Genomic DNA, 20,412 nt, shown 5'->3' with positions numbered 1-20,412 from the left:
TCATGGTCGCGCCTTCATGAGGCGACGATCTCTACGGTCTTACGCAAGCGGGGCGGCCCGCCCTCGCGACACGCTGCCGCAGAGCCGACGGGCGCCGACGGCCCTCGCGGGCGCCCGCCGGGCTACAGCCGCGCCAGAAGGGCCTTCATCTGGGCGATCTCCCGCTCCTGGGATCTGACGATCTCCTCGCACAGACCCAGCACCTCGGGATCCTTCAACTTCGCCTCGTTGCACATCAAGATGGCGCCCGAGTGGTGCGGTATCATCGAACGCAGGAATTCCGCGTCCCCGACCGCCGCCTGGGTCCGCATGCCCCAGAAGCTGACCGCGAAGACCAGGGCGGCTCCCCCGCCGATCAGCAGATTGGTCCGCTTCGACGGATACATCGAGTGCATGAACACCAGCATGAGGATCGCCATCGGCGAGACCATCATCAGGGTCATGTAGACGTTGTTGAGGTTGAAGTGGAAGTGATCGACGGACGCGATCATCGTGTACATCACCAGGTACATGATGATGAAATCCAGCATGAGCTCGATCGCGAAGGATCGGTAGCTCCCCTTCATCGCCTGCATCGTCTTCATGTTCTCCATGGGTCCGCCCTTCCGCGACCTAAAGCCCTCGACGCGACCTGATCACCGACGCCGGATCAGCCGGGATTAGCGGGATGGGCTTGCAGCCAGGCGCGCAGCTCGCCGATGTCGGCCGTCTGCATGTCGATCGTCTTCTGCGCCATGCGCCGAATGCCGGGGTCCTGGCTCTCGCGCAGCACGACCTCGGACATGTCGAGCGCCCCCTGGTGATGAGCGATCATCTTGCTGGCCCACGTCTGGTCCGTGTTCGCCCCGGCCGCGGTCATCATGGCGTCCATCATCCTGGCCTCGGCCGGTGCGAACGGCGGTTCCCCGCCCCCGCCCGGGGCCGCCGCGCCGACCCGCGTCTCGAGCCAACGCCGCAGTTCGGCGATGTCTCCGGTCTGCATCTCGACGGTCTTCTGGGCCATCCGGCGAATGTCGGCGTCCTGGGTCTCCCGCAGCACGACCTGGGACATGTCGAGCGCGCCCTGATGATGCGGGATCATCTTGCGCGCCCAGGACTCCGCGGCGTCGGCCCCCGCCGCCGCCGCCATGGCCTCGTGCATCCTGGTTTCGGCCGCGGAGAACGGCGTCTGCGCCATCGCCATGGGCTCCGGGGCCTGCGCGGACTCTTCGGTCCTGGACGTCGCGGGCGGCTCGGCCGTCGCATTGGACACGGTCACCCGCCCGCTGATCGGGCTGACGACGCCCGTGCTGCGGCCGTCGCCGGAAACCCGGGCGGCGGCGGCGGCGGACGAGGTCCGTCGCGCTTCCGCCTCGGCTTCCGCCATGACGGTCTGGGAGGCCTCGAGGTCCTGTCGCGCGGTGATCTGTGAGTCGAACAGCCGTTGCTCGCGGGCGAGCGCCTGGCGCGCGGCGGTCAGCCGGGCCTGGGCCGTCGCCCGTTCGGCGGCGATGGAGGAGGCCTCGCGGCTCTCTATGAGCGCGACGGTCTGGCCGGCGCGAACGCTTTCGCCGAGGCGGAGCGAGACGGCCGTGATCACGCCGTCGGCGCGGGCGGCTAGGACGGCCTCGCCCTGGGGCGTGCCCACGACGGTGCCCTGGGCGACGATCTCGGCGCTGAGCGAGCCACTGCCCACGGGGGCGAGGATGATGCCGGCCGCCTGGATGCGGGCGGCGTCCATCTCCAGAGCCTCGCCGGCGCCGTGCTCTTCCTCGGCGTCAGCAGCGGCTTGCGGCGCGGCTTCAGGGTTGCGGGTCATGCTCAAGGCCCCGAAGCCGCCCACGATGATGACGGCCGCCGCCGCTCCGCCCAGAAGGCGCTGTTGATTGGTCAATCTCTTCATTGGGTAGGCCCTTCGGTTTCGGTGGCGCGGGTCAGGGCGGCGAAGGCTCGCGCGCGCTCCAGCTCGGCGTTGATCATGTCGGCTTGAACGGTGTTGAGCGCCTCCTCGGCGTCGAGCACGTCCAGCAGGGTGAAGCGGCCGGCCGAGAAGCCTTCACGCGCGATGCGCACAGCCTCCAGTGCCTCGGGTTCGGCCTGGGTTTCGAGGAAGGCGAGTTGCGCCTCGGCCGTCCGGAGCGCGGCCTGGGCGTCACGGGTCCGCCGGATAGCGCCGGCGAGCGCCGCGTTGCGGCGGGCCTCGGCTCCGGTCCGGTCGGCGTTGGCCGCGGCGATATTGCCCTGGTTCCGGTCAAACAGGCCGATGGGCATCGAAGCCCCGACCACCAGGGCGGTGTCGTCCGTTCCCCGGAACTGACGGGCGCCGATGCTGACGGTTACGTCCGGGCGTGACAGCGTCCGTTCCCGATCGACGACGGCGATCGAGGTGGCGACCTCCGCCTCGGCGAGACGCACGTCGAGCGCGGTGGACGGATCGATGACGCTGGTCGGCGCTGACGGGGGCTCCGGAACGGCGGGCTCCGGCAGGGCCTCGCCACCGCCCCAGAGGGCGGCGAGCGCTCGCTGGGCTTCAGCGAATTCCGCCTCGGCGGCCCGCACCCGACCGACCGCTTCCAGGGCGGCGGTGCGCGCCCGCAAGGCTCGCAGCGGCGGCTCGCGGCCGGCGTCGACCAGTTCGGTCGCGATGGTCTGGAGGTTGTCAGCGCGCAGGAACTGCTCGCGGGCCAGTTCGACCCGGCGGCTGTCCGCCCGGGCTTCGGCGTAGGCGTCCCGCACCTGCTGCTGCAGGTCGGCGCGGGCGACGGCCAGACGCAGCCGGGCGGCGTCGACGTCGGCATGGGCGGCGCGCTGGCGTGCGGGCCGCTTGCCGCCGAGTTCGAAGCGTTGTCCGAGGCTGAGCGTGCTTTCGGCGTCATCGAGGCCAGAGAAGGCGCCGGTGCCCGCGAAATTCTCGATGTCCAATCCAAGCTCGGGGTTGGGTCGGAACCCTGCCTGTTGAGCCCGACCGACCGCTGCCGCGACGTCCGCCTCAGCGGCGGCGAGAGTCGGCGAGGAGGCGGAGGCGCGTGCCAGCGCCTCGGCGAGTGTGACCGGTTCGGCGAAAGCCAAGCCGGGAGTCAATATGGCCAGGATCGCCGAGAGGGCGACCGCGGCTCCGCCGACCGCTATGCGCGGCAGACGGCAATACGGGGATGGCATAGGTCCTGTTTCCCATATGTGGTTGACGTGGAGAGCGCGCGATCGCGCGCGATCCCGTCAGCCTCTGGGAGGGCGGTCCGGACCTGTGGGCATGCGTGACGCGAGAGGATCCGCGGGTCGCAAGGGTGCGATATCGCGACTGGGCGTCGTCGTCAGGGAAGACGGGATCTGCGGCGTCGCGACTCCACCGTGATGACAATGGCCGTGCGAGCAGATCGCGTGGCTGTCCGGATCGCCGGCGGCGTCGGGGTCGGGGTCGGGGTCGGTCGGGGCTTCAGTGACCGCCTCCGAGGTGTGAGCGCTCGCTTCCGGGGCGCAAATCGCGGCCTCGACGGCGGACGCAAGGACAAACAGGGCCAGGAACGACGCAAGCAACGCCGCCATCCACCCATGTCTGACCGAGAAGAGTCTCATGCCGCCCTATAACACGGGCGGCCACGACCGCAATCGCGCCAACGTCGCAGGGCGGGGTCGCGAGGGTGCAGAGTAGCGAGGGTGCAGAGTAGGCAGTGCGGCTTGATTCTCTGTGGGCCGGGCGAGCGTCGCACGAATGCCGGCCAGCGCGTTGATCTGTCTTGAAGGCCTCGGTTGCCTGGGCGTCGCACCGCGAGTAGAGGCAGGTCGGGGATCCCGTTTGCAAACTTCGATTCGTTCCTTCTGCGTCTTTCTGTGCACCGCTCTTCTGGCGGTGACGACGCTGCATGGCATGACGGATGCGCAGCACGGCATGGCTCATGCCGCCGATTGGCCCGCCGTAGCGCTGGTCGAAGTCGACACGGTGGCGGACCAGATCGCGGATCATGTCCACGTCGCGCCGGACGATCAATCCGACGACGCCACCCCCGAGGACATCGATAACGAAGGACCCGTGGGTCACGGACACCAGGTCGGCGGCGACAGCCATGGGGCGCTCCCCGGAGCCGAGCATCCGCTAGACGACGGCCTGTCTTCAAGGCTTGCCGCCCGGACGCCCGGCGAGGCTCCGGCCTTGGGCGATCTGAGCCGGGACGGGCCGGAATACCCTCCGAAACGGATGCGCACGGTCGTCTGAACCGGCGCGGCCGTACGGCTGCGCGCACCTCGTTTTTTCGGAGAATTCCTTGAACACCCCGATCACCGGCCTGGCCGGATCGTGGGCGCGTCTGGCGGCCGTTTCGGCGCTGGCGCTTCCACTCGCGGCCTTGCCGTCGCTTCCTGCGCTCGCGCAGACCCCGCCATCGGCCGCAGCAGAGGCGGCTGCCCTGACCCTAGAGGAAGCGCTCGCGCGCGCCGCCGGCATCGACCCGGGCTTGCCGGCCGCGGAGGCCCGTGTTCGCGCCGGTGACGCGGCCGTTCGGCAGGCCGACGTCCGACCCAATCCGACGCTGGGCCTGATGGTCGAAAACCTGCCCACGCTGGGCGGCGGCGCCATCATAGACCGAACCGAGACGACCCTGTCCTACGAGCAGCGGTTCGAACGGGGCGGCGACCGGCCCGCTCGTGTGGCTCTGGCCCGTGGCGAAGCCGCCCTCGTTCAGGCGGAGGCCGCGATCCGTCGGCTGGATCGCCTTGAACAGGTGCAGCGCGCCTGGGCCGAAGCCCTTTCGGCCCAGGCCGAACTTGAGATCGCGCGCGAACGTCTCGCCCTGGCCGAACGCTTCCAGATCGAAGTGCAGCGTCGGGTCGACATGGCCCGCGATCCTCTGTTCGCCGGCGCCCGCGCCGAAGCCGAACTCGCCCAGGCCCAGATTGACTTCGACCAGGCAGGAATTCAGGCCCGGCTCGCCCGCGCCACGCTGGGACGGTTCTGGATCGGCGCGTCGGATTTCTCTCTCGACCCGGCCGACTTCGAGGACACCAGCGCCGCCCGCGAAGTCGCCGGCGCGGCCGCCGAGATCGACCTCGCGGTTCTGGCCGCGCAGCGCGATGTCGCCCGGGCGCGTGTCAGCGTCGAACAGGCGCGGGCGACGCCGGACGCCACCGTCAGCGTCGGCGTCCGTCATTTTTGGGACGGGCAGGACCTCGGTCTGGTGGTCGGCGGGTCCATCCCGCTCGGCCGCTACGATCGAAACGAGGGGGCCATCGAACGCGCCAAGTTCGAAGGCGTCGCCGCCGAGGCCGACATGGCGGCGCTCCGGCAGGAACGGGAGCGCGAGATCGCCCGTCTCCAGGTCCTTTTGGCGTCTCGGGCGTTCGAGGCCCAGCGCATCGCCGCCGAAACCCTGCCCCAAGCCGAGCGCGCCGTTGTGCTGGTCCGCGACGGCTTTGCGCGGGGTGGCTTCACCTACAACGACGTCATTTCCGCCCAGACCGCGCTTCTCGCCACCAAGGCCCGCCGCGTCGCCGTTCTCAAACAGTTTCACATCGATCGCGCCCGCCTTGACCGGCTGACCGGCGCGCATGCCGACCTGCTCGGCCTGGAGACCCGCTCATGATCCGTCATACCCCCTCGCGGCGCATCATCGCCGCGTCGTTGCTGGCCCTCGCGGCCGGCCTTTCAGCCTGCGGACAGGGCGGAGCTGAAACGTCCGAGGGCGCAGAGGCCGCGGCGGCCGCTGACTATGAGCGGGGCCCGCACAACGGCCGCCTGCTCAGGGACGGCGACTTCTCCCTGGAGATCACCATCTATGAGGAGGGCCCCGAGCCGCTCTATCGCCTCTATCCTTATTTGAAGAACAAGCCGCTGGATCCGCGACAGGTCCAGGCCTCCATCGCCCTGACGCGGCTGGGGCCCAAGGTGGATCGTTTCGCGTTCACCCCGACCGCAGACTATCTCGCGAGCCCCACGGTGGTGGCGGAACCGCACTCGTTCGACGTCTCAGTGGCGGCGACCCATGCGGGCAAGCGCTCGACCTGGACCTATCCATCCTATGAGGGCCGCACGGTGATCACCGCCGACGCCGCCCGGGCCGGCGGCGTCACGACGCAGAGAGCCGGCGGGGCGATTTTGGGCGAAAGCCTGCCGTTGAGCGGCCGGGTCGAGATCACGCCCGAGGGACAGAGCGAAGTCCACGCCCGCTATCCGGGCCGGGTGGTGGCGATGAATGTCCAGTTGGGCCAACGCGTCTCGCGCGGCCAGGTGCTGGCGCGCGTCGAGTCCAGCGACAGTCTGCAGACCTATTCCGTCACGGCGCCGATCTCGGGAATGATCACGGCCAAGAACGTCAACCCCGGCGCCATCACGGGCAATGGCGAGCCGATGCTGACCATTGGAGACCCTACACGGCTGCACGCCGAGTTCTTCCTCTATCCCCGCGACGCCGAACGCGTCCGGGTCGGCCAGCGCGTCGAGATCACCAGCCTGGCGGGCCAACATCGCGCGCTCGGCGTCATCGAGGCGGTCCTGCCGTCCAGCGACCCCATGAGCCAGACCCTGGTCGCCCACGTCGCGCTGCCCTACCAGGGCGGCGTCTGGCGGCCGGGACTGGGGGTCCAGGGCACGGTCCAGGTCGGTCAGGGCGAAGTTGCGCTGGCGGTCCAGACCAAGGCCATTCAGCCGTTCCGAGATTTCCAGGTCGTCTACGCCAAGGTCGGCAACACCTATGAGGTGCGGATGCTGGAGCTCGGCCGCCGCACGCCGGAATGGACCGAGGTGCTGGGCGGTCTCGAACCCGGAACCGAATACGTCGTCGACGGCGCCTTCCTCATTCGCGCGGACATCGACAAGTCCGGCGCGAGCCATGACCACTAGGGAGCGCGCAGACCATGCTTGAACGCATCATCGCGCTGTCGATCCGCTTCCGCTGGGGGGTCATGGCGCTCGTCCTTCTGGCCTGCGCGGTCGGCGTCTGGAGTTTCCAGCGCCTGCCGATCGACGCCACGCCGGACATCACCAACGTCCAGATCCAGATCAACACCGAGGCTCCCGGCTACTCGCCGCTGGAGGCCGAACAACGCATCACCTTCCCCGTCGAGACGGCGGTCGCGGGCGTACCGGGCCTGCAATACACCCGGTCGGTCTCCCGCTATGGCCTGAGCCAGGTCACCGTCATCTTCGACGACGGCACCGACATCTATTTCGCGCGCCAACTGGTCAACGAGCGGCTTCAGAACGCACTCGGCCAGCTTCCCCCAGGCGTGACGCCCGAACTCGGCCCAATCGCCACGGGCCTGGGCGAGATCTTTATGTACACGATCGACGCCGCGCCGAACGCGCGGCGCCCGGATGGCCAGCCCTATACGACCGAGGACCTGCGGACCCTGCAGGACTGGGTGATCCGACCGCAGTTGCGCAACACCAGGGGTGTCACCGAGGTCAACACCATTGGCGGCTACGAGCGCCAGTATCATGTGACGCCCGAGCCGGAGCGACTGTCAGCCTATGGCGTGACCATGGCCGAGGTGGTCGATGCGCTGGACAACAACAATGCGAACGTCGGCGCCGGCTATGTCGAACGCTACGGAGAGCAGTACCTGATCCGCGTTCCGGGCCAGGCCTCGACGATGGAGGATCTGGGCAATGTCGTCATCGCCACGCGGGGCGGGGTTCCGATCCGGGTGGCTGATGTCGCGGACGTGGGCATGGGCGAAGAACTGCGCACCGGGGCGGCGACCGAGGACGGCCAGGAAACCGTGCTCGCCACGGTCCTGATGTTGGCCGGCGAAAACAGCCGCGTGGTGGCCCGGGCCGCCGCCGTCAGCCTTGAGGAGGCGGCACGCGCTCTGCCTGAGGGGGTGACGGCATCACCGGTCTATGACCGGACGGACCTCGTCGAACGCGCCATCCACACGGTCGAAAAAAGCCTTCTCGAAGGCGCCCTGTTGGTCGTCGTCGTGCTGTTCCTGCTGCTGGGCAACATTCGGGCGGCGTTGATCACGGCGGCGGTCATTCCGATCACCATGCTGATGACCATCACCGGCATGGTGCGGACCGGCACCTCAGGCAATCTGATGAGCCTCGGCGCGCTCGACTTCGGTCTGATCGTCGACGGCGCCGTCATCATCGTGGAGAACTGTCTGCGTCGGTTCGGCGAGGCCCAGCACCGGCTCGGCCGCATTCTGACCCGGGAAGAACGCTTCGACCTGGCGGCCTCGGCCTCCAGCGAGGTCATCCGGCCGTCGCTGTTCGGGGTGATGATCATCGCCCTGGTCTATGTGCCGATCTTCGGCCTGACCGGGGTGGAGGGGAAGATGTTCCACCCGATGGCGATCACCGTCGTCATCGCCCTGACGGCGGCCCTGCTCCTGTCGCTGACCTTCGTGCCTGCGGCCGTGGCCATGTTCGTCACCGGCAAGGTCGAGGAAAAGGACAGCTTCGTGATGCGCTGGGCGCGGGTGGGCTATCAGCCGGCGCTCGATTTCGCGTTGAAGACCCGGGGTCTGATGATCGGCATCGCCGTGGCGCTTGTGTTGCTGGCGGGCTTCGGCGTCTCACGGATGGGTTCGGAGTTCGTGCCCAATCTCGACGAGGGCGACATCGCCATGCACGCGTTGCGCATCCCCGGCACCAGCCTGAGCCAGGCCATCCAGATGCAGACCGCCTTGGAGGCCCGGATCGCCCGATTCCCGGAGGTCGAGCGGGTCGTGGCCAAGATCGGCACCGCCGAAGTCGCCACCGATCCGGTGCCGCCCTCGGTCGCCGACACCTTCATCATGCTGAAGGACCGCTCCGACTGGCCCGATCCGGGAAAGCCGCGCGGCCAACTGGTCGAGGAGATGGAAGCCGCCGTGAACGAGATTCCCGGCAGCAAATACGAGTTCACCCAGCCTATCCAGATGCGGTTCAACGAACTGCTCTCGGGGGTGCGGGCCGACGTCGCCATCAAGATATTCGGTGACGACCTCGATGAACTGCTCAGGCTTGGGGCCGAGATCGAAGGCATCGTCTCGACCGTCGAGGGCGCCGCCGATCCCCAGACCGAACAGATCACCGGCCTGCCTGTGCTCCAGATCACCCCGAACCGCACCGCCATGGCGCGGCTGGGGCTGAGCGTCAACGACGTCCAGTCGGTCATCTCCACCTCCATGGGCGGCACGATGGCCGGGCAGATCTTCGAGGGCGACCGGCGTTTCGACGTCGTCGTTCGACTGCCCGAGAGTCTGCGGGCCAACACCGACGCCATCGGCCGCCTGCAGATACCCTTGCCGGCAAGCGAGGGGCAGGCACGCCAGTTCGTGCCCCTGGCCGAAGTGGCGACGATCGAGCTCACGGTCGGTCCCAACCAGATCAGTCGCGAGAACGGCAAGCGGCGGATCGTGGTCACCTCCAACGTCCGTGACCGCGACCTGGGCTCCTTCATCGGGGAAGTGCAGGAGCGGGTCGATACCGAGGTGACGATCCCCGCCGGCTACTGGGTCACCTATGGCGGGACGTTCGAACAGCTGATCTCGGCGGCGAAACGGCTTCAGGTCGTGGTGCCGGCTGTGCTGCTGCTGATCTTCGGCCTGCTGTTCGCCCTGTTTCGCTCCTGGAAGGACTCGGCGATCGTCTTCTCCGGCGTGCCCCTGGCGCTCACCGGCGGGGTGGCCGCCCTGATGATGCGCGATCTCCCGCTGTCGATCTCGGCGGGCGTCGGCTTCATCGCCCTGTCCGGCGTCGCCGTGCTCAACGGCGTCGTCATGGTCAGCTTCATCCGGGGCCTGATCGAGGAGGGCAAGCCGATCCCCGAAGCCATCCGCGAAGGCGCGCTCACCCGTCTGCGGCCGGTGTTGATGACCGCCCTGGTCGCCAGCCTGGGCTTCGTGCCGATGGCGCTCAATGTCGGGACCGGGGCCGAGGTTCAGCGCCCTCTGGCCACTGTGGTCATCGGCGGGATCATCTCATCGACCCTGCTGACCCTGCTCGTGCTGCCGGCGCTCTACAGCCTGGTCCACGGCCGCGACCGGCCCGGGAATCGTCCGCGTCCCGCCTGGCTCGACCACCTGCCGTTCCGCGTCAAGCGCAGGCCGACCTGATGTCGCCCCGTTCCATTCCCTCCCCAAGCTCCGGAAGGCTCTCATGACAGTTGCGTACCGCCGCGGCCCTTGGTCCTGGCTCAAATCACCCGCGATGGCGCTGGTCGCCATCCTTCTGTTCTTCCTGATCGACGGCGGCCTCGGCCAGGCCCTCGCCCACGGCGTCGCCGATGGCGACAAGGGCTATATTCAGGAGACCTCGGGCTTCCTGTTCTGGCCGTTTCTGTATGTGGGGGCCAAGCACATGGTCACGGGTTACGACCACCTGCTGTTCCTGCTGGGGGTGATCTTCTTCCTCTACCGGATGAAGGACATCAGCATCTATGTGACCCTGTTCGCGATCGGCCACTCCACGACCCTGCTGCTGGGTGTGCTGACCGACGTCAGCGTATCCAGCTATCTGGTGGACGCCATCATCGGTCTGTCGGTCGTCTACAAGGCGCTCGACAACCTCGGAGCCTTCCAGCGGTGGTTCGGCTTCCAGCCGTCAACCAAGGCCGCGACAATCATCTTCGGCCTGTTCCACGGCTTCGGCCTGGCGACCAAGCTGCAGGACTTCAACCTGTCGCCGGACGGCCTGATCGGCAATCTGATCGCCTTCAACATCGGCGTCGAGGCCGGCCAACTGCTGGCCCTCGGCGCCATCCTCATCGTCATGGGATTCTGGCGCAAGACGGGCAGTTTCTGGCGGCACGCCTATGCCGCCAACGTCGTCCTCATGACTCTCGGCTTCATCCTGACGGGCTATCAGCTCGCCGGCTTCTTCGTCGTCTGACCGGAGATCTCATCATGTACAACGCCAACAAACCCACCGACGCGGACCTGCCCTCGACCGCCAAGCTGCTGAAGTCCACCGGCATCGCCGTGGCGGTCGCCACAGGGTTGCTCGTCACGGTCGTCCTGCCCGCTGAATACGGCGTCGATCCGACCCGGGTCGGTTCACTGTTCGGCTTGACCGAAATGGGCCGGATCAAGGTCTCGCTCGCCGCCGAGGCCCAGGCCGAAGACGTCGCGGAAGCGACGGCCGCCGCCACGGGCGGTTCACTTCCCGTCGTGACGGCGGCGGCGCCGATGCCGGCGGGCGCTGCCTTGGCGGCCCCGGCGGGTCTGCGCTCCGACCGGACTGTCCTGACCCTGGCCCCCGACCAGGGCGCCGAGATCAAGCTTGTGATGCAAGCCGGGGCCACGGCCCGCTTCAGCTGGACCAGCAGCGGCGGGCGGATCAACTACGACACCCACGCCGACCGGCCCGGAACCGACTATCACGGCTACAACAAGGGCTCGGCCGAGCGGGTCGAGGATGAACTGACCGCCGCCTTCACCGGCAGCCACGGCTGGTTCTGGCGCAATCGCACGGGCCAACCCGTGACGATCACCCTGGTCACCGAGGGCGCGTACAGCGAGATCAAACGGGTCGCCTGAGCGAAAGCGTCACTCCTTCGTCGTCGGCCAACGATCATGGCGTTCGTCGATGACGAAGGGGTGGGCGTGGTCCGCTTCATCCCCTGCGCCGCCCTCCCGCCTGTGCGGGTCGTCGGCCGGTAGATTCGTATGGCTGTGGGGAAGGTTCTCGGGGTCATGGGCAGGCCAGATCAGCAGGCCCAGGACCGTTCCGGTCGCGCACAGCCCCGCCAGCACCAGAAAGGCCGCGCCCGGATCGACCGCGGCGCTGACCAGACCCGCCACGGGATAGGCGATCAGCCAGCAGGCGTGGGACAGGGCGAACTGGGCCGCGAATAGCGCGGGCCGATCGTCCGCGTTGGATGACCGGCGCAGAGCTCGCCCCGCCGGGGTGATCGTCAGCGAATATCCGAAACCCATGATCACCCACAGCGCCAACAACGCGACGTAGCTGACGGCCAACCAGGTCCCGGCCAGCAACACGCCCGTCATCGTCGCCGCGCCAAGCACCATCGCCGAGCGGTCAGTCAGCCGACCGAGCAGTCGCGGCAGAAACACCGCCGCGGTCATGGAGCCGCCGCCGAACGCCGCCAGGGCCCAGGCCGTCGCCTGGCCCGACAGACCAAAGCGCGACTGAACGAGAACGACGGTGTTGACGAACACCATGGCTCCGCCAGCCGCCGTCGCCAGGCTGACGGCCAGCAGGCCCCGCAAACGCGGCGTCAGGGCGAACAGACGAAGGCCGCCGGTGAGGCGTTGCAGGAAGGGCCTCTGGACCGCCTTGCCGAGTTTGGGCAGGACAGCGGTGACCACGAACAGAGCAGACACCACGAACCCCACGGCGGTGCCCGCGAACAGATTGCTGTAACTCATCATCGCCAGCAGAAGGGCCGCGAGCACGGGACTGGCGACACTCTCCAGGTCGGCGGCGAGCCGCGAGAGAGACAGGGCCTTGGTGTACTCGCCTTCGTCCGGCAACAGGTCGGGGATCATCGCCTGAAAGGCCGGGGTGAAGGCGGCGGAGGCCACATACAGCACGGTCATCAAGGCATAGACCTGCCAGGCCTCGCCGACGAACGGCAGGGCGGCGGCCACGCCGGCGCGCACCACGTCCAGCGAAACCAGAAGCACCTTCCTGGGCAGCCGGGCCGAGAGCGCGCTCGCGAACGGCGCCACCGCGATGTAGGCGATCATCTTGATCGCCAGGGCCGCGCCGAGCACTTCGCCCGCGTTCGCGCCCGCGAGGTCGTAAGCCAGCAACCCGAGCGCCACGGTCGCCATCCCGGTCCCCAGCAAGGCCGAGACCTGGGCAGTGAAGAGGTGGCGATAGCCGGCGTGACGAAGTGGGGAGAACATCTGGAACCGTCTGAAACGCGCGGATGAAGCCGCTAGCCATATCCCCTCCAGGGGGATAGCATAGCTATCATGGCTCACGTCGCTCATGAATCCCACCCCGAGATCGTCAATCGGCTGAAACGCGCCGAGGGGCATCTGCGCAAGACCATCGGCATGATCGAGGCGGGACGCAGCTGCCTCGACCTGGCCCAGCAACTTCATGCGATCGAAAAGGCGGTCGCAGCAGCCAAGAAGACCCTGATCCACGATCATATCGACCATTGCCTCGCGCACGCTTCGGACGGCGATCCGGCGGAAGCCCGACAGGCGGTTGTCGCGTTCAAGGCGATCACCAAATATCTCTGACAGCGGCCAGGTGGCGCGCCGTCGGCCCGTCCGCAGTCTCCGACCGGCGCGCCCCGCTCGGCAGGCGAGAGCCGGCGCGCCCAGGCCAGTGGACAATCCCAGGATGGCCGCGACCGATGCTCAACCCACGCCCTGTCTTCCTGTTCAGCCCCCGAGAACACCCAGGTGTTCGAGCAGGATCGTTAACCCGAGGACGACCAGCGCCAGGCCTCCGAGGAGTTCGGCGAACTTGCCGAAACGCTCGCCGACCGCCCGGCCGATCAGCATGCCAATCGTGGTCAGAAGGAAGGTGGTGAAACCGATCGAAGCGGCGATGACCCAGATGTTGGCGCCGATGAAAGCCAGACCGACGCCGACGGCGGCCGCATCGATGCTGGTCCCGACCGCCGTGGCGATCAGTCCCCACGCCCCCGACCGGCGTGGAGCGTCGCTCTCCTCCTCAACGCGGGCGCGGGTCGCCTCCCAGATCATCTTGCCGCCCACGGCGGCCAGGAGGCCGAAAGCGATCCAGTGGTCGATCCGTTCGACCAGGCCGGCGGCGACCATGCCGAGCGCCCAGCCGATCACCGGCGTGATGGCCTCGATGACGCCGAACACCAGGCCCGCCTTGATCGCGCCGGGCAGGGTCGGCCGATGCGTGGCCCCACGTCCGACGGCGGCCGCGAAGGCGTCCGTGGACATGCTGAGGGACAGGACTGCGATGGCGACGGGTGTCATGAAGGGCATCCACCGGGCAAAGAACAGCGCCTCCCTCCCCGGCCGGTGCGGCGGTGGGACGCGCTGGTCTCGCTAGGCGGCGGTTCCGCTGGTCGGACCACGCGTCGAAACGCGAGTGTGTTGACCCGACCCCGACGATCAAACGCCGGAAGCTACTCCCCAACAGGAAGCGGCCTTCTAGAGAGTCTCGCGTGCCGCCGCAAGATACTATAGGGGAGTATTCATGGCGCACACCTCCGCGAACAAAAAGAAGCTCGTCGCCCGGGTCCGGCGCATCGCGGGCCAGATCGCCGCGATCGAGCGCGCGATCGAGTCCGAAGCCGGCTGTTCGCAAATTCTGCAGCAGGTCGCCGCAGCTCGGGGAGCCATGGGCGGGCTGCTGGAGGAACTGATCGAGGATCACCTGCGGCACCACGTGGCCCGCCCCGACCTGAACGAGGCCGAGCGCCGGAGCGGGGCCGACGAACTGATCGCCATCATTCGTCGCTATTCAAAGTAGCCGGGCCCATGGCGACGACGACCGCCGAGGATCGACCTCGCGACCGGAAAATCCAGATCGCGCAACCGGCCAAACCTTGGGGGTCGGCATGACCTCACCCGAATTCAGCCAGAAAATGGACTCTCCGATGGGCGAGCAATCCGGACGCAGCCTCCCTACCCTCGCCGACCAGGCGGAGGCCCGCACTATCGTCCCGGCCCCCCCGAATTGTGAGGACCGTTCGGGGCAAGCCCCTGTCGACGCGGGTCATGACCGCGATCATCATGACCATGACCACGACGACGATGGTCACGATCACGAGCATCCATTCGAATGGCGGGAAGCGATCCGCATCGGTTTCGTGGCGGTGACAGCGGCGCTCGTATGGTTCCGGGTTTGGGAGCCGCTGGAAACGATCAGTCTGATCGGAGTCGTCGGTCTGTTGGTGGGCGGTTGGCCGATCCTGAAGGAAGCCTTCGAGAACGTCCTTCAGCGTCGCATGACCATGGAACTGTCGATGACGATCGCCATCGTGGCCGCGGCGGCGATCGGCGAGCTCTTCACGGCGCTGATCATCACCCTCTTCGTGCTGGTGGCCGAGGTGCTGGAGGGTTTGACGGTCGGCCGCGGCCGCAAGGCCATCCGCGATCTGCTGGAGTTTCTGCCCCGCGAGGTCTCGGTTCGCCGGACAGGCGCCATCCGAACCATTTCGGCCGAGGAACTCAACATCGGCGACGCGATCCTCGTCGCGCCGGGCGGACGTATTCCGGTCGATGGCGCGGTCTTGTCAGGCCATTCGTTCGTGGATGAGTCCCGCATCACCGGTGAATCCATGCCGGTGGAGAAGACGGAAGGGACCGCTGTCTTCGCGGGGTCCATCAATCAGTCCGGCGCGCTCGAAGTTGAAGCCCAGCGTATCGGCAGGGACACAAGCTACGGCAAGATCATCGAAGCGGTGGAGCGCGCGGAGCGGTCCCGGGCGCCGGTTCAACGGCTCGCGGACCGCATGGCCGGCTACCTCGTCTATTTCGCCCTCGGCTCGGCTGTCCTGACCTATCTGATCACTCAGAACATCTATTCCACGATTTCAGTGATCATCGTCGCCGGGGCCTGCGGCATCGCCGCCGGCACGCCCCTGGCCATCCTCGGCGGCATCGGTCGCTCCGCCCGGCTCGGCGCGATCATCAAGGGCGGCGTCCATCTGGAGACGCTCGGCAAGGTCGATACCGTCGTGCTCGACAAGACGGGAACGCTGACCTTCGGCCGGCCCGAGGTCCAGGCGGTCGTGACCGTGGCCGGCGCAACGCCGGATGACCTTCTCGGCGCGGCGGCTTCGGCCGAATTGCGATCCGAACATCCCCTGGGAAAGGCGATCATCGCCTACGCCCTGGGCCGGGGAAGAGCGGTGACCGAACCGGAACACTTCGCCTATACGCCGGGCCGAGGGATCGTCGCCAGGGTGGGGGACTCCGTGATCCTTGTCGGGAATCAGACCTGGATGCAGGACAATGCGGTGTCGATCCCCGGCACGCTCAGCGTCGGCGTCCAGGCGGCTTCAGAGGTATACGTCGCCCGGAATGGCCGCCTGCTGGGCGCGATCGCGGTCGCCGACACCGTGCGGCCGGAGGCCAAGCGCGCCATAGAAGCGCTGCACGGCCTCGGCATCCGCACCCTTCTGTTGACCGGCGACGCCCTTCCCGTCGCCCAGGCCGTGGGAGCCAGCCTCGGCATCCGGGACATCGAAGCGGGTCTGCTCCCGCAAGACAAACTCGCCCGCATCCAGACGCTCGTGGGGCAGAAGCGGATCGTCGCCATGGTGGGCGACGGCGTGAATGACGCCCCCGCGTTGGCCGCCGCGAGCGTCGGCATCGCCATGGGCTCGGGAACGGACGTCGCCCAGGAAAGCGCCGATGTCGTCCTTCTGGGAAATGATCTCGTGCGCCTCGTCGACACCTTGCGGATCGCGCGACGGACGCGTCGGATCATCTGGCAGAATTTCGCCGGCACCCTGGCCATCGACGCCCTGGGAATCGGCCTGGCGGCGGCGGGCTTTCTCAACCCGCTGTTCGCGGCCTTCATCCACGTCGCCTCGGAGCTCGCCTTCATCCTCAACTCGGCCCGGCTCCTGCCTGCCGTGGCCAGAGCGGATGAGGCAAGCCCCGCTCCGGTCCCGATCGGCGTCCGGCCTACGGCGGCCACGCCATGAGCTCTGATTCGCCCTGCATCGACGTCTGTAGCTTCGATGGCCGAACCGGCTGGTGCGTGGGCTGTGGCCGTTCGGTTCCGGAGATTCGATCCTGGCGCAAAATGCAGCCACGGGCCCGACAGCTGATCCTTAAGGATCTCACGCGACGTCTGCGACGGTTGAAGGATCAAGGAAGATCCCGGGCCGATCGACCATCCGCGGCGCCTGCCGATCTGTTCCAGAACCAGAAGAGATGACCCACCTTGGCCCCGGTCAAAGCCGCCGGTGGCGGCGGATCAACGGTCCTTGCGAATATCGAATGCGGGCTGTCCCTCCCGATGATCCTGGCGGGGGGCTGGCTAATCCGGGGCGCCTGGAAGCGACCGCCAGTCGCCGTCTGACAGGGGCAGGACTTCGGGTGCGGGGCCTTGTGCTGACGCCTTGGGCCGGTCAGGGCCTATGACCTCATTCAGACCTTCACGGCAACGACGTCTGGTGAAGCCGGTTACTCGGGAAGTCCCCGGCCGATGCTCCGCCTGCCTGATAGAGGATTTGCATCGCTCTGTTTCCTCGTCCCCCACTTGTAATCCCGTCGTGAGCGTTGGCGAATGTTGTCGAGCCTAAGGTCCGACTACGCCCGCTGCCGGGCGGTTGGAGATTTCAAATGACCCGCAAGAAACTCGTTATCGGTTTGTCCGCGGCGGCGCTCGTTTCGGCCGCGGCCATCGGCGGCGCCGCCGTCGCCGCCAACAGCGGCGCGCCGGAGCAGGACGAACGCGGCGAGATCGCCGCTGTCAACGGAGCCCGTGTCTCGCTGGCCCAGGCCGTCGCGATCGCTGAGCGCCAAGGGTCGGGCAAGGCGATGGAGGCCTCGTTCGACGACGAAAGCGGCCGCAACTGGGAAGTGGAGATCGCGGCCGGCGACCACGTCGCGACCTATGTCGTGGACATGGCCACCGGCGCCGTGACCGCAGCCGCCGAGGAAGCCGACGAGGCCGGTGAAGGCCCCGAAGACAACGATTGACCCGGGACGCCGCCCCTCACCAGGGCGGCGCACCCGTCGCCAGGGCGCGCTCATGAAACTGCTTCTTCTGGAAGACGACGCCGAGACCGCCGAGTTTGTGAGGCGCGGTCTCACCGAAGCCGGTCATACGGTGGATGTGGCCGCGACGGCGGACGACGGCCTGCATCTGGCGCTCGAGGGGGCCCATGACGTCTTGATCATCGACCGGATGGTGCCGGGCGGCGACGGCCTGTCCGTGGTCCGGGCAGTTCGCGGCGCGGGCAAGGCGACGCCCGTCATATTCCTGACCGCGGTCGGCGGCGTCAGCGACCGTGTCGAAGGCTTCGAATCCGGCGGCGACGACTATCTGGTCAAGCCCTACGTCTTCAGCGAGTTGTTGGCGCGGGTTCAGGCCCTGGGCAGGCGCTCGCGGTCCATCGATCTGAGACCCGTGCTCGACGTGGGAGATCTGCAGCTTGATCTCGGCGGCCGGACGGCGCGACGCGGATCGATCCGGCTGGACCTCACGCCCCAGGAATTCAAGCTTCTGGAGTTTCTTGTCCGGCATAGCGGTCAAGTCGTCACCCGGGCCATGCTGCTGGACAAGGTCTGGGGATTTCATTTCGATCCGAAGACCAATCTGGTCGACGCGCATATGAGCCGGCTCCGGGCGAAGGTCGATCGGCCCTTCCGTCAGGATCTCATCCATACGGTCCGTGGCGCGGGGTATACGATCGATGATCGCGCCTAGATTCTTGGCCTCGTCCGCCCTGCGGCTGGCGGCCGTGTTCGCCGTGATCTTCGCGCTCGGCGGCGCCCTGATGTTCGCAGCCTTCTATTGGTCCGTCGCCAGCTATGCGAACGCTTCGATCCGCGATGACTTGCGAACGGAAACCCGGATCCTGTTGTCGGACGGCGGGGCTGAGAACCCTGCGATCCTGGCGCGCCGGGTCGCGTCCCGAATCCAGGTTGCCGACTCGCTGAAATACCTCGTTCTGGACGCCGAGGGACGCGTCCTCGCGGGCGGACTTCCAGCAAGACCCACCGTCACAGGCTTCAGCGAGGTCAAGGCGCCGGCGCCGCCGGACGGTCGGGAAACGTCCGACGAACTGGCCACGATCGAGGTGCTGGTCACTCAACTCCCACGGGGTTCCCTTGTGGTTGGCAAGAGCACCTACGCCATTCACGAACTGCGCGAGTGGATGGGGCTCCTCACGATCTGGGGCGTGATCGGCATGACCGTGCTCGCGGCGATCGGAGGATTGGCGTCGGGCGCCGTCCTGGCCCGCCGGCTCGACCGCGTGAACGCGGCGACGGCGCGGATCATGCAGGGCCATCTGAGCGACCGAATGCCGCCGATCGGGCTCGGAACCGAGTTCGAGACGCTGCGCCAGAACCTCAATCGCATGCTGGACCGACTGGAGGCCTCGATGGAGGCGATACGTCATGTCTCGTCGGATATCGCCCACGATCTGCGCACCCCGCTGAACCGGCTGCGGCATCGCCTGGAACATGCGAGGGCGAACCTCACCACGGTCGAGGCCTTCCAGGCGACGGTCGATCTCTCCCTCACAGAGCTCGACCAAACGCTCGATATCTTCGCGGCTCTTCTGCGGATCGCCCAGATCGAGGCGGGCGCCGGACGGTCGGGCTTCGGCCCGATCGACGCCGGCCAGATGATGCAACGGGTGTTCGAGGCCTATCAGCCGGTCGCCGAGCAAGCCGGTCACGTGCTGGAGTTCAGAGCGGAAACCGGGGCCGTTATCACCGGAGATGAGGACCTCCTGGTCCAGATGGTGTCCAACCTGGTCGAAAACGCGATTGTCCATTCGCCCGCGCCGGCTCACATTGGATTTGACGCCCGCATCAAGGACGACAGGGTCATCCTCGCGGTTCGGGACAACGGCCCGGGAATCCCGTCGGCCGATTTGTCGAAGGTCACCCGGCGCTTCTATCGCCTCGATCACAGCCGTGGATCTCCGGGCTCCGGCCTGGGCCTCGCCCTCGTGGCCGCGATCGCCGCCCTGCACGATGCCCGACTTTCCCTTCAATCCGGCGAGCCCGGCCTGGTCGCTTCGATCAGGTTCGCGCGCGCGACCACAGAAAGCCTTGTCGCATGACCCATGCCGGTTCTCTTCCGATCGCAGATACCGCGAGCAAGGTCGCCACGGTCACCTTCGCCTTCTGGGTCATGAAAATATGCGCCACCACCGTTGGCGAAACCGGCGGCGACCTGCTGTCGATGACTCTAAACATCGGCTACGCCGCGAGCTCATTGGTGTTGATCGGCTTCTTCATCGTCGCCCTCATGCTCCAGCTGAGGGCCAGACGATTCCACCCGTTCCTGTACTGGGCCGTCATCCTCGCCACGAGCACGGCGGGCACGACCCTCTCGGACTTCATGGATCGAAGTCTCGGCCTGGGCTACGCGACCGGCGCGACCCTTATCGCCACGACGCTGGTCGCCGTGCTGGCGACGTGGCGCCTGACGACGGGATCGATCGCCGTCGATCACATCCGCGATCCGAAGATCGAAACCTTCTACTGGATCGCGATCCTCGTCTCCAACACCCTGGGCACCGCCTTGGGAGACTTCCTCGCGGATAGCTCCGGCCTCGGCTACGGGCTCAGCAATCTCCTCATCGCGGCCGGGATCGGCCTGACCGTGCTCGCCTACTTCTTCACCCGTATCTCGCGCACGGTGCTGTTCTGGATCGCCTTCGTGCTGACCCGACCGTTCGGGGCGACGATGGGCGACCTGCTCACCAAGACGCCGGACAAGGGCGGCCTCGGCTTCGGCACCATTGGATCAACGGCGGTGTTGCTCGCGATCCTAATCGCCATGGTCCTGGTGACGACGTGGAGCATCCGGGCCAAAAAGCGGCGAGACGTCGCTTGACCGCGCAGCGCCCGAGG

Annotated in this window: 19 protein-coding genes and 1 riboswitch; of the genes, 14 read left to right on the top strand and 5 right to left on the bottom strand. The window is 67.5% G+C overall.

Translation table 11 applies throughout. The features are described 5' to 3' along the window. Nucleotides 1–122: 122 nt before the first annotated feature. The 3 genes from PSV23_RS15570 to PSV23_RS15560 all read right to left on the bottom strand — a co-directional run bounded on the left by PSV23_RS15570 (nt 123) and on the right by PSV23_RS15560 (nt 3,138). Complete coding sequence (locus PSV23_RS15570) at nt 123–584, bottom strand: DUF305 domain-containing protein (protein ID WP_300470770.1); 462 nt, start codon at nt 582–584, stop codon at nt 123–125. 65 nt (nt 585–649) lie between these two features. Next, entirely contained in the window at nt 650–1,882 is a 1,233-nt protein-coding gene (locus PSV23_RS15565; protein WP_300470767.1) for a DUF305 domain-containing protein, read from the bottom strand. Further along, complete coding sequence (locus tag PSV23_RS15560) at nt 1,879–3,138, bottom strand: TolC family protein (RefSeq protein ID WP_300470765.1); 1,260 nt, start codon at nt 3,136–3,138, stop codon at nt 1,879–1,881. Before PSV23_RS15560 ends, PSV23_RS15565 begins: the two co-directional genes overlap by 4 nt. A gap of 634 nt (nt 3,139–3,772) precedes the next feature. On the opposite strand from PSV23_RS15560, the gene PSV23_RS15555 reads away from it, so the two are divergent. The 6 genes from PSV23_RS15555 to PSV23_RS15530 all read left to right on the top strand — a co-directional run bounded on the left by PSV23_RS15555 (nt 3,773) and on the right by PSV23_RS15530 (nt 11,433). Beyond that, complete coding sequence (locus PSV23_RS15555; protein ID WP_300470762.1) at nt 3,773–4,189, top strand: hypothetical protein; 417 nt, start codon at nt 3,773–3,775, stop codon at nt 4,187–4,189. A gap of 49 nt (nt 4,190–4,238) precedes the next feature. Further along, on the top strand, nt 4,239–5,552 hold the full coding sequence (locus PSV23_RS15550) for a TolC family protein (protein WP_300470760.1): 1,314 nt from the start codon (nt 4,239–4,241) through the stop codon (nt 5,550–5,552). Beyond that, nucleotides 5,549–6,808 (top strand): efflux RND transporter periplasmic adaptor subunit, encoded by a 1,260-nt coding sequence (locus tag PSV23_RS15545; protein ID WP_300470757.1) that lies wholly within the window; start codon nt 5,549–5,551, stop codon nt 6,806–6,808. The genes PSV23_RS15550 and PSV23_RS15545 overlap by 4 nt, the downstream gene beginning before the upstream one ends. 14 nt (nt 6,809–6,822) lie before the next feature. Further along, nucleotides 6,823–10,011 carry a CusA/CzcA family heavy metal efflux RND transporter gene (locus tag PSV23_RS15540; protein ID WP_300470755.1) on the top strand — a complete coding sequence of 1,063 codons (3,189 nt, stop codon included), beginning with the start codon at nt 6,823–6,825 and terminating at the stop codon, nt 10,009–10,011. Nucleotides 10,012–10,105: 94 nt separating this feature from the next. Then, complete coding sequence (locus PSV23_RS15535; RefSeq protein WP_300470753.1) at nt 10,106–10,786, top strand: HupE/UreJ family protein; 681 nt, start codon at nt 10,106–10,108, stop codon at nt 10,784–10,786. A 14-nt stretch (nt 10,787–10,800) separates the two neighbouring features. Beyond that, a complete protein-coding gene (locus PSV23_RS15530; protein WP_300470751.1) occupies nt 10,801–11,433 on the top strand; it encodes a transmembrane anchor protein in 633 nt (210 codons plus the stop codon). Between the two features lie 9 nt (nt 11,434–11,442). On the opposite strand, the gene PSV23_RS15525 is transcribed toward PSV23_RS15530, so the two are convergent. Next, nucleotides 11,443–12,768, bottom strand: a complete 1,326-nt coding sequence (locus PSV23_RS15525) for an MFS transporter (protein ID WP_300470749.1) — start codon at nt 12,766–12,768, stop codon at nt 11,443–11,445. Between the two features lie 69 nt (nt 12,769–12,837). On the opposite strand from PSV23_RS15525, the gene PSV23_RS15520 reads away from it, so the two are divergent. Beyond that, entirely contained in the window at nt 12,838–13,113 is a 276-nt protein-coding gene (locus PSV23_RS15520) for a metal-sensing transcriptional repressor (RefSeq protein WP_300470746.1), read from the top strand. Nucleotides 13,114–13,257: 144 nt separating this feature from the next. On the opposite strand, the gene PSV23_RS15515 is transcribed toward PSV23_RS15520, so the two are convergent. Then, nucleotides 13,258–13,830, bottom strand: coding sequence for a manganese efflux pump MntP family protein (locus PSV23_RS15515; protein WP_300470743.1), 573 nt, complete (start codon nt 13,828–13,830; stop codon nt 13,258–13,260). Between the two features lies 1 nt (nt 13,831). Beyond that, nucleotides 13,832–14,000, bottom strand: a riboswitch (yybP-ykoY riboswitch). A gap of 53 nt (nt 14,001–14,053) precedes the next feature. Here PSV23_RS15515 and PSV23_RS15510 point away from each other — a divergent pair. The 7 genes from PSV23_RS15510 (at nt 14,054) to PSV23_RS15485 (ending at nt 20,395) form a co-directional block, all read left to right on the top strand. Then, nucleotides 14,054–14,329, top strand: a complete 276-nt coding sequence (locus tag PSV23_RS15510) for a metal/formaldehyde-sensitive transcriptional repressor (RefSeq protein ID WP_292098939.1) — start codon at nt 14,054–14,056, stop codon at nt 14,327–14,329. 88 nt (nt 14,330–14,417) lie between these two features. Next, nucleotides 14,418–16,514: a cation-translocating P-type ATPase gene (locus tag PSV23_RS15505; RefSeq protein ID WP_300470741.1), complete on the top strand. Its 2,097-nt coding sequence runs from the start codon at nt 14,418–14,420 to the stop codon at nt 16,512–16,514. After that, a complete protein-coding gene (locus tag PSV23_RS17415) occupies nt 16,511–16,750 on the top strand; it encodes a DUF1289 domain-containing protein (RefSeq protein ID WP_366524252.1) in 240 nt (79 codons plus the stop codon). Before PSV23_RS15505 ends, PSV23_RS17415 begins: the two co-directional genes overlap by 4 nt. A 407-nt stretch (nt 16,751–17,157) precedes the next feature. Next, nucleotides 17,158–17,517 carry a PepSY domain-containing protein gene (locus PSV23_RS15500; RefSeq protein WP_300470739.1) on the top strand — a complete coding sequence of 120 codons (360 nt, stop codon included), beginning with the start codon at nt 17,158–17,160 and terminating at the stop codon, nt 17,515–17,517. A gap of 52 nt (nt 17,518–17,569) precedes the next feature. Beyond that, a complete protein-coding gene (locus tag PSV23_RS15495) occupies nt 17,570–18,247 on the top strand; it encodes a winged helix-turn-helix domain-containing protein (protein WP_300470737.1) in 678 nt (225 codons plus the stop codon). Between the two features lie 4 nt (nt 18,248–18,251). Next, complete coding sequence (locus PSV23_RS15490) at nt 18,252–19,616, top strand: ATP-binding protein (protein ID WP_300470734.1); 1,365 nt, start codon at nt 18,252–18,254, stop codon at nt 19,614–19,616. Beyond that, nucleotides 19,613–20,395, top strand: coding sequence for a hypothetical protein (locus tag PSV23_RS15485; RefSeq protein ID WP_300470732.1), 783 nt, complete (start codon nt 19,613–19,615; stop codon nt 20,393–20,395). The genes PSV23_RS15490 and PSV23_RS15485 overlap by 4 nt, the downstream gene beginning before the upstream one ends. The last annotated feature ends 17 nt before the right edge of the window (nt 20,396–20,412 follow it).

This window comes from Brevundimonas sp., from assembly GCF_029946145.1.
Lineage (GTDB): Bacteria > Pseudomonadota > Alphaproteobacteria > Caulobacterales > Caulobacteraceae > Brevundimonas.
The sequence above is the reverse complement of the archived record's forward strand: the minus strand, read 5'-3'. Positions and strand labels throughout refer to the sequence as shown.

Bases quoted from the DNA above. Each gene is read 5' to 3' on its own strand.
- PSV23_RS15500 (WP_300470739.1), top strand. From the start codon at position 17,158: ATGACCCGCAAGAAACTCGTTATCGGTTTGTCCGCGGCGGCGCTCGTT.
- PSV23_RS15520 (WP_300470746.1), top strand. From the start codon at position 12,838: ATGGCTCACGTCGCTCATGAATCCCACCCCGAGATCGTCAATCGGCTG.
- PSV23_RS15535 (WP_300470753.1), top strand. From the start codon at position 10,106: ATGGCGCTGGTCGCCATCCTTCTGTTCTTCCTGATCGACGGCGGCCTC.
- PSV23_RS15510 (WP_292098939.1), top strand. From the start codon at position 14,054: ATGGCGCACACCTCCGCGAACAAAAAGAAGCTCGTCGCCCGGGTCCGG.
- PSV23_RS15540 (WP_300470755.1), top strand. From the start codon at position 6,823: ATGCTTGAACGCATCATCGCGCTGTCGATCCGCTTCCGCTGGGGGGTC.
- PSV23_RS15505 (WP_300470741.1), top strand. From the start codon at position 14,418: ATGACCTCACCCGAATTCAGCCAGAAAATGGACTCTCCGATGGGCGAG.
- PSV23_RS15565 (WP_300470767.1), bottom strand. From the start codon at position 1,882: ATGAAGAGATTGACCAATCAACAGCGCCTTCTGGGCGGAGCGGCGGCG.
- PSV23_RS15515 (WP_300470743.1), bottom strand. From the start codon at position 13,830: ATGACACCCGTCGCCATCGCAGTCCTGTCCCTCAGCATGTCCACGGAC.
- PSV23_RS15545 (WP_300470757.1), top strand. From the start codon at position 5,549: ATGATCCGTCATACCCCCTCGCGGCGCATCATCGCCGCGTCGTTGCTG.
- PSV23_RS15530 (WP_300470751.1), top strand. From the start codon at position 10,801: ATGTACAACGCCAACAAACCCACCGACGCGGACCTGCCCTCGACCGCC.
- PSV23_RS15485 (WP_300470732.1), top strand. From the start codon at position 19,613: ATGACCCATGCCGGTTCTCTTCCGATCGCAGATACCGCGAGCAAGGTC.
- PSV23_RS15525 (WP_300470749.1), bottom strand. From the start codon at position 12,768: ATGTTCTCCCCACTTCGTCACGCCGGCTATCGCCACCTCTTCACTGCC.
- PSV23_RS15495 (WP_300470737.1), top strand. From the start codon at position 17,570: ATGAAACTGCTTCTTCTGGAAGACGACGCCGAGACCGCCGAGTTTGTG.
- PSV23_RS15570 (WP_300470770.1), bottom strand. From the start codon at position 584: ATGAAGACGATGCAGGCGATGAAGGGGAGCTACCGATCCTTCGCGATC.
- PSV23_RS15560 (WP_300470765.1), bottom strand. From the start codon at position 3,138: ATGCCATCCCCGTATTGCCGTCTGCCGCGCATAGCGGTCGGCGGAGCC.
- PSV23_RS17415 (WP_366524252.1), top strand. From the start codon at position 16,511: ATGAGCTCTGATTCGCCCTGCATCGACGTCTGTAGCTTCGATGGCCGA.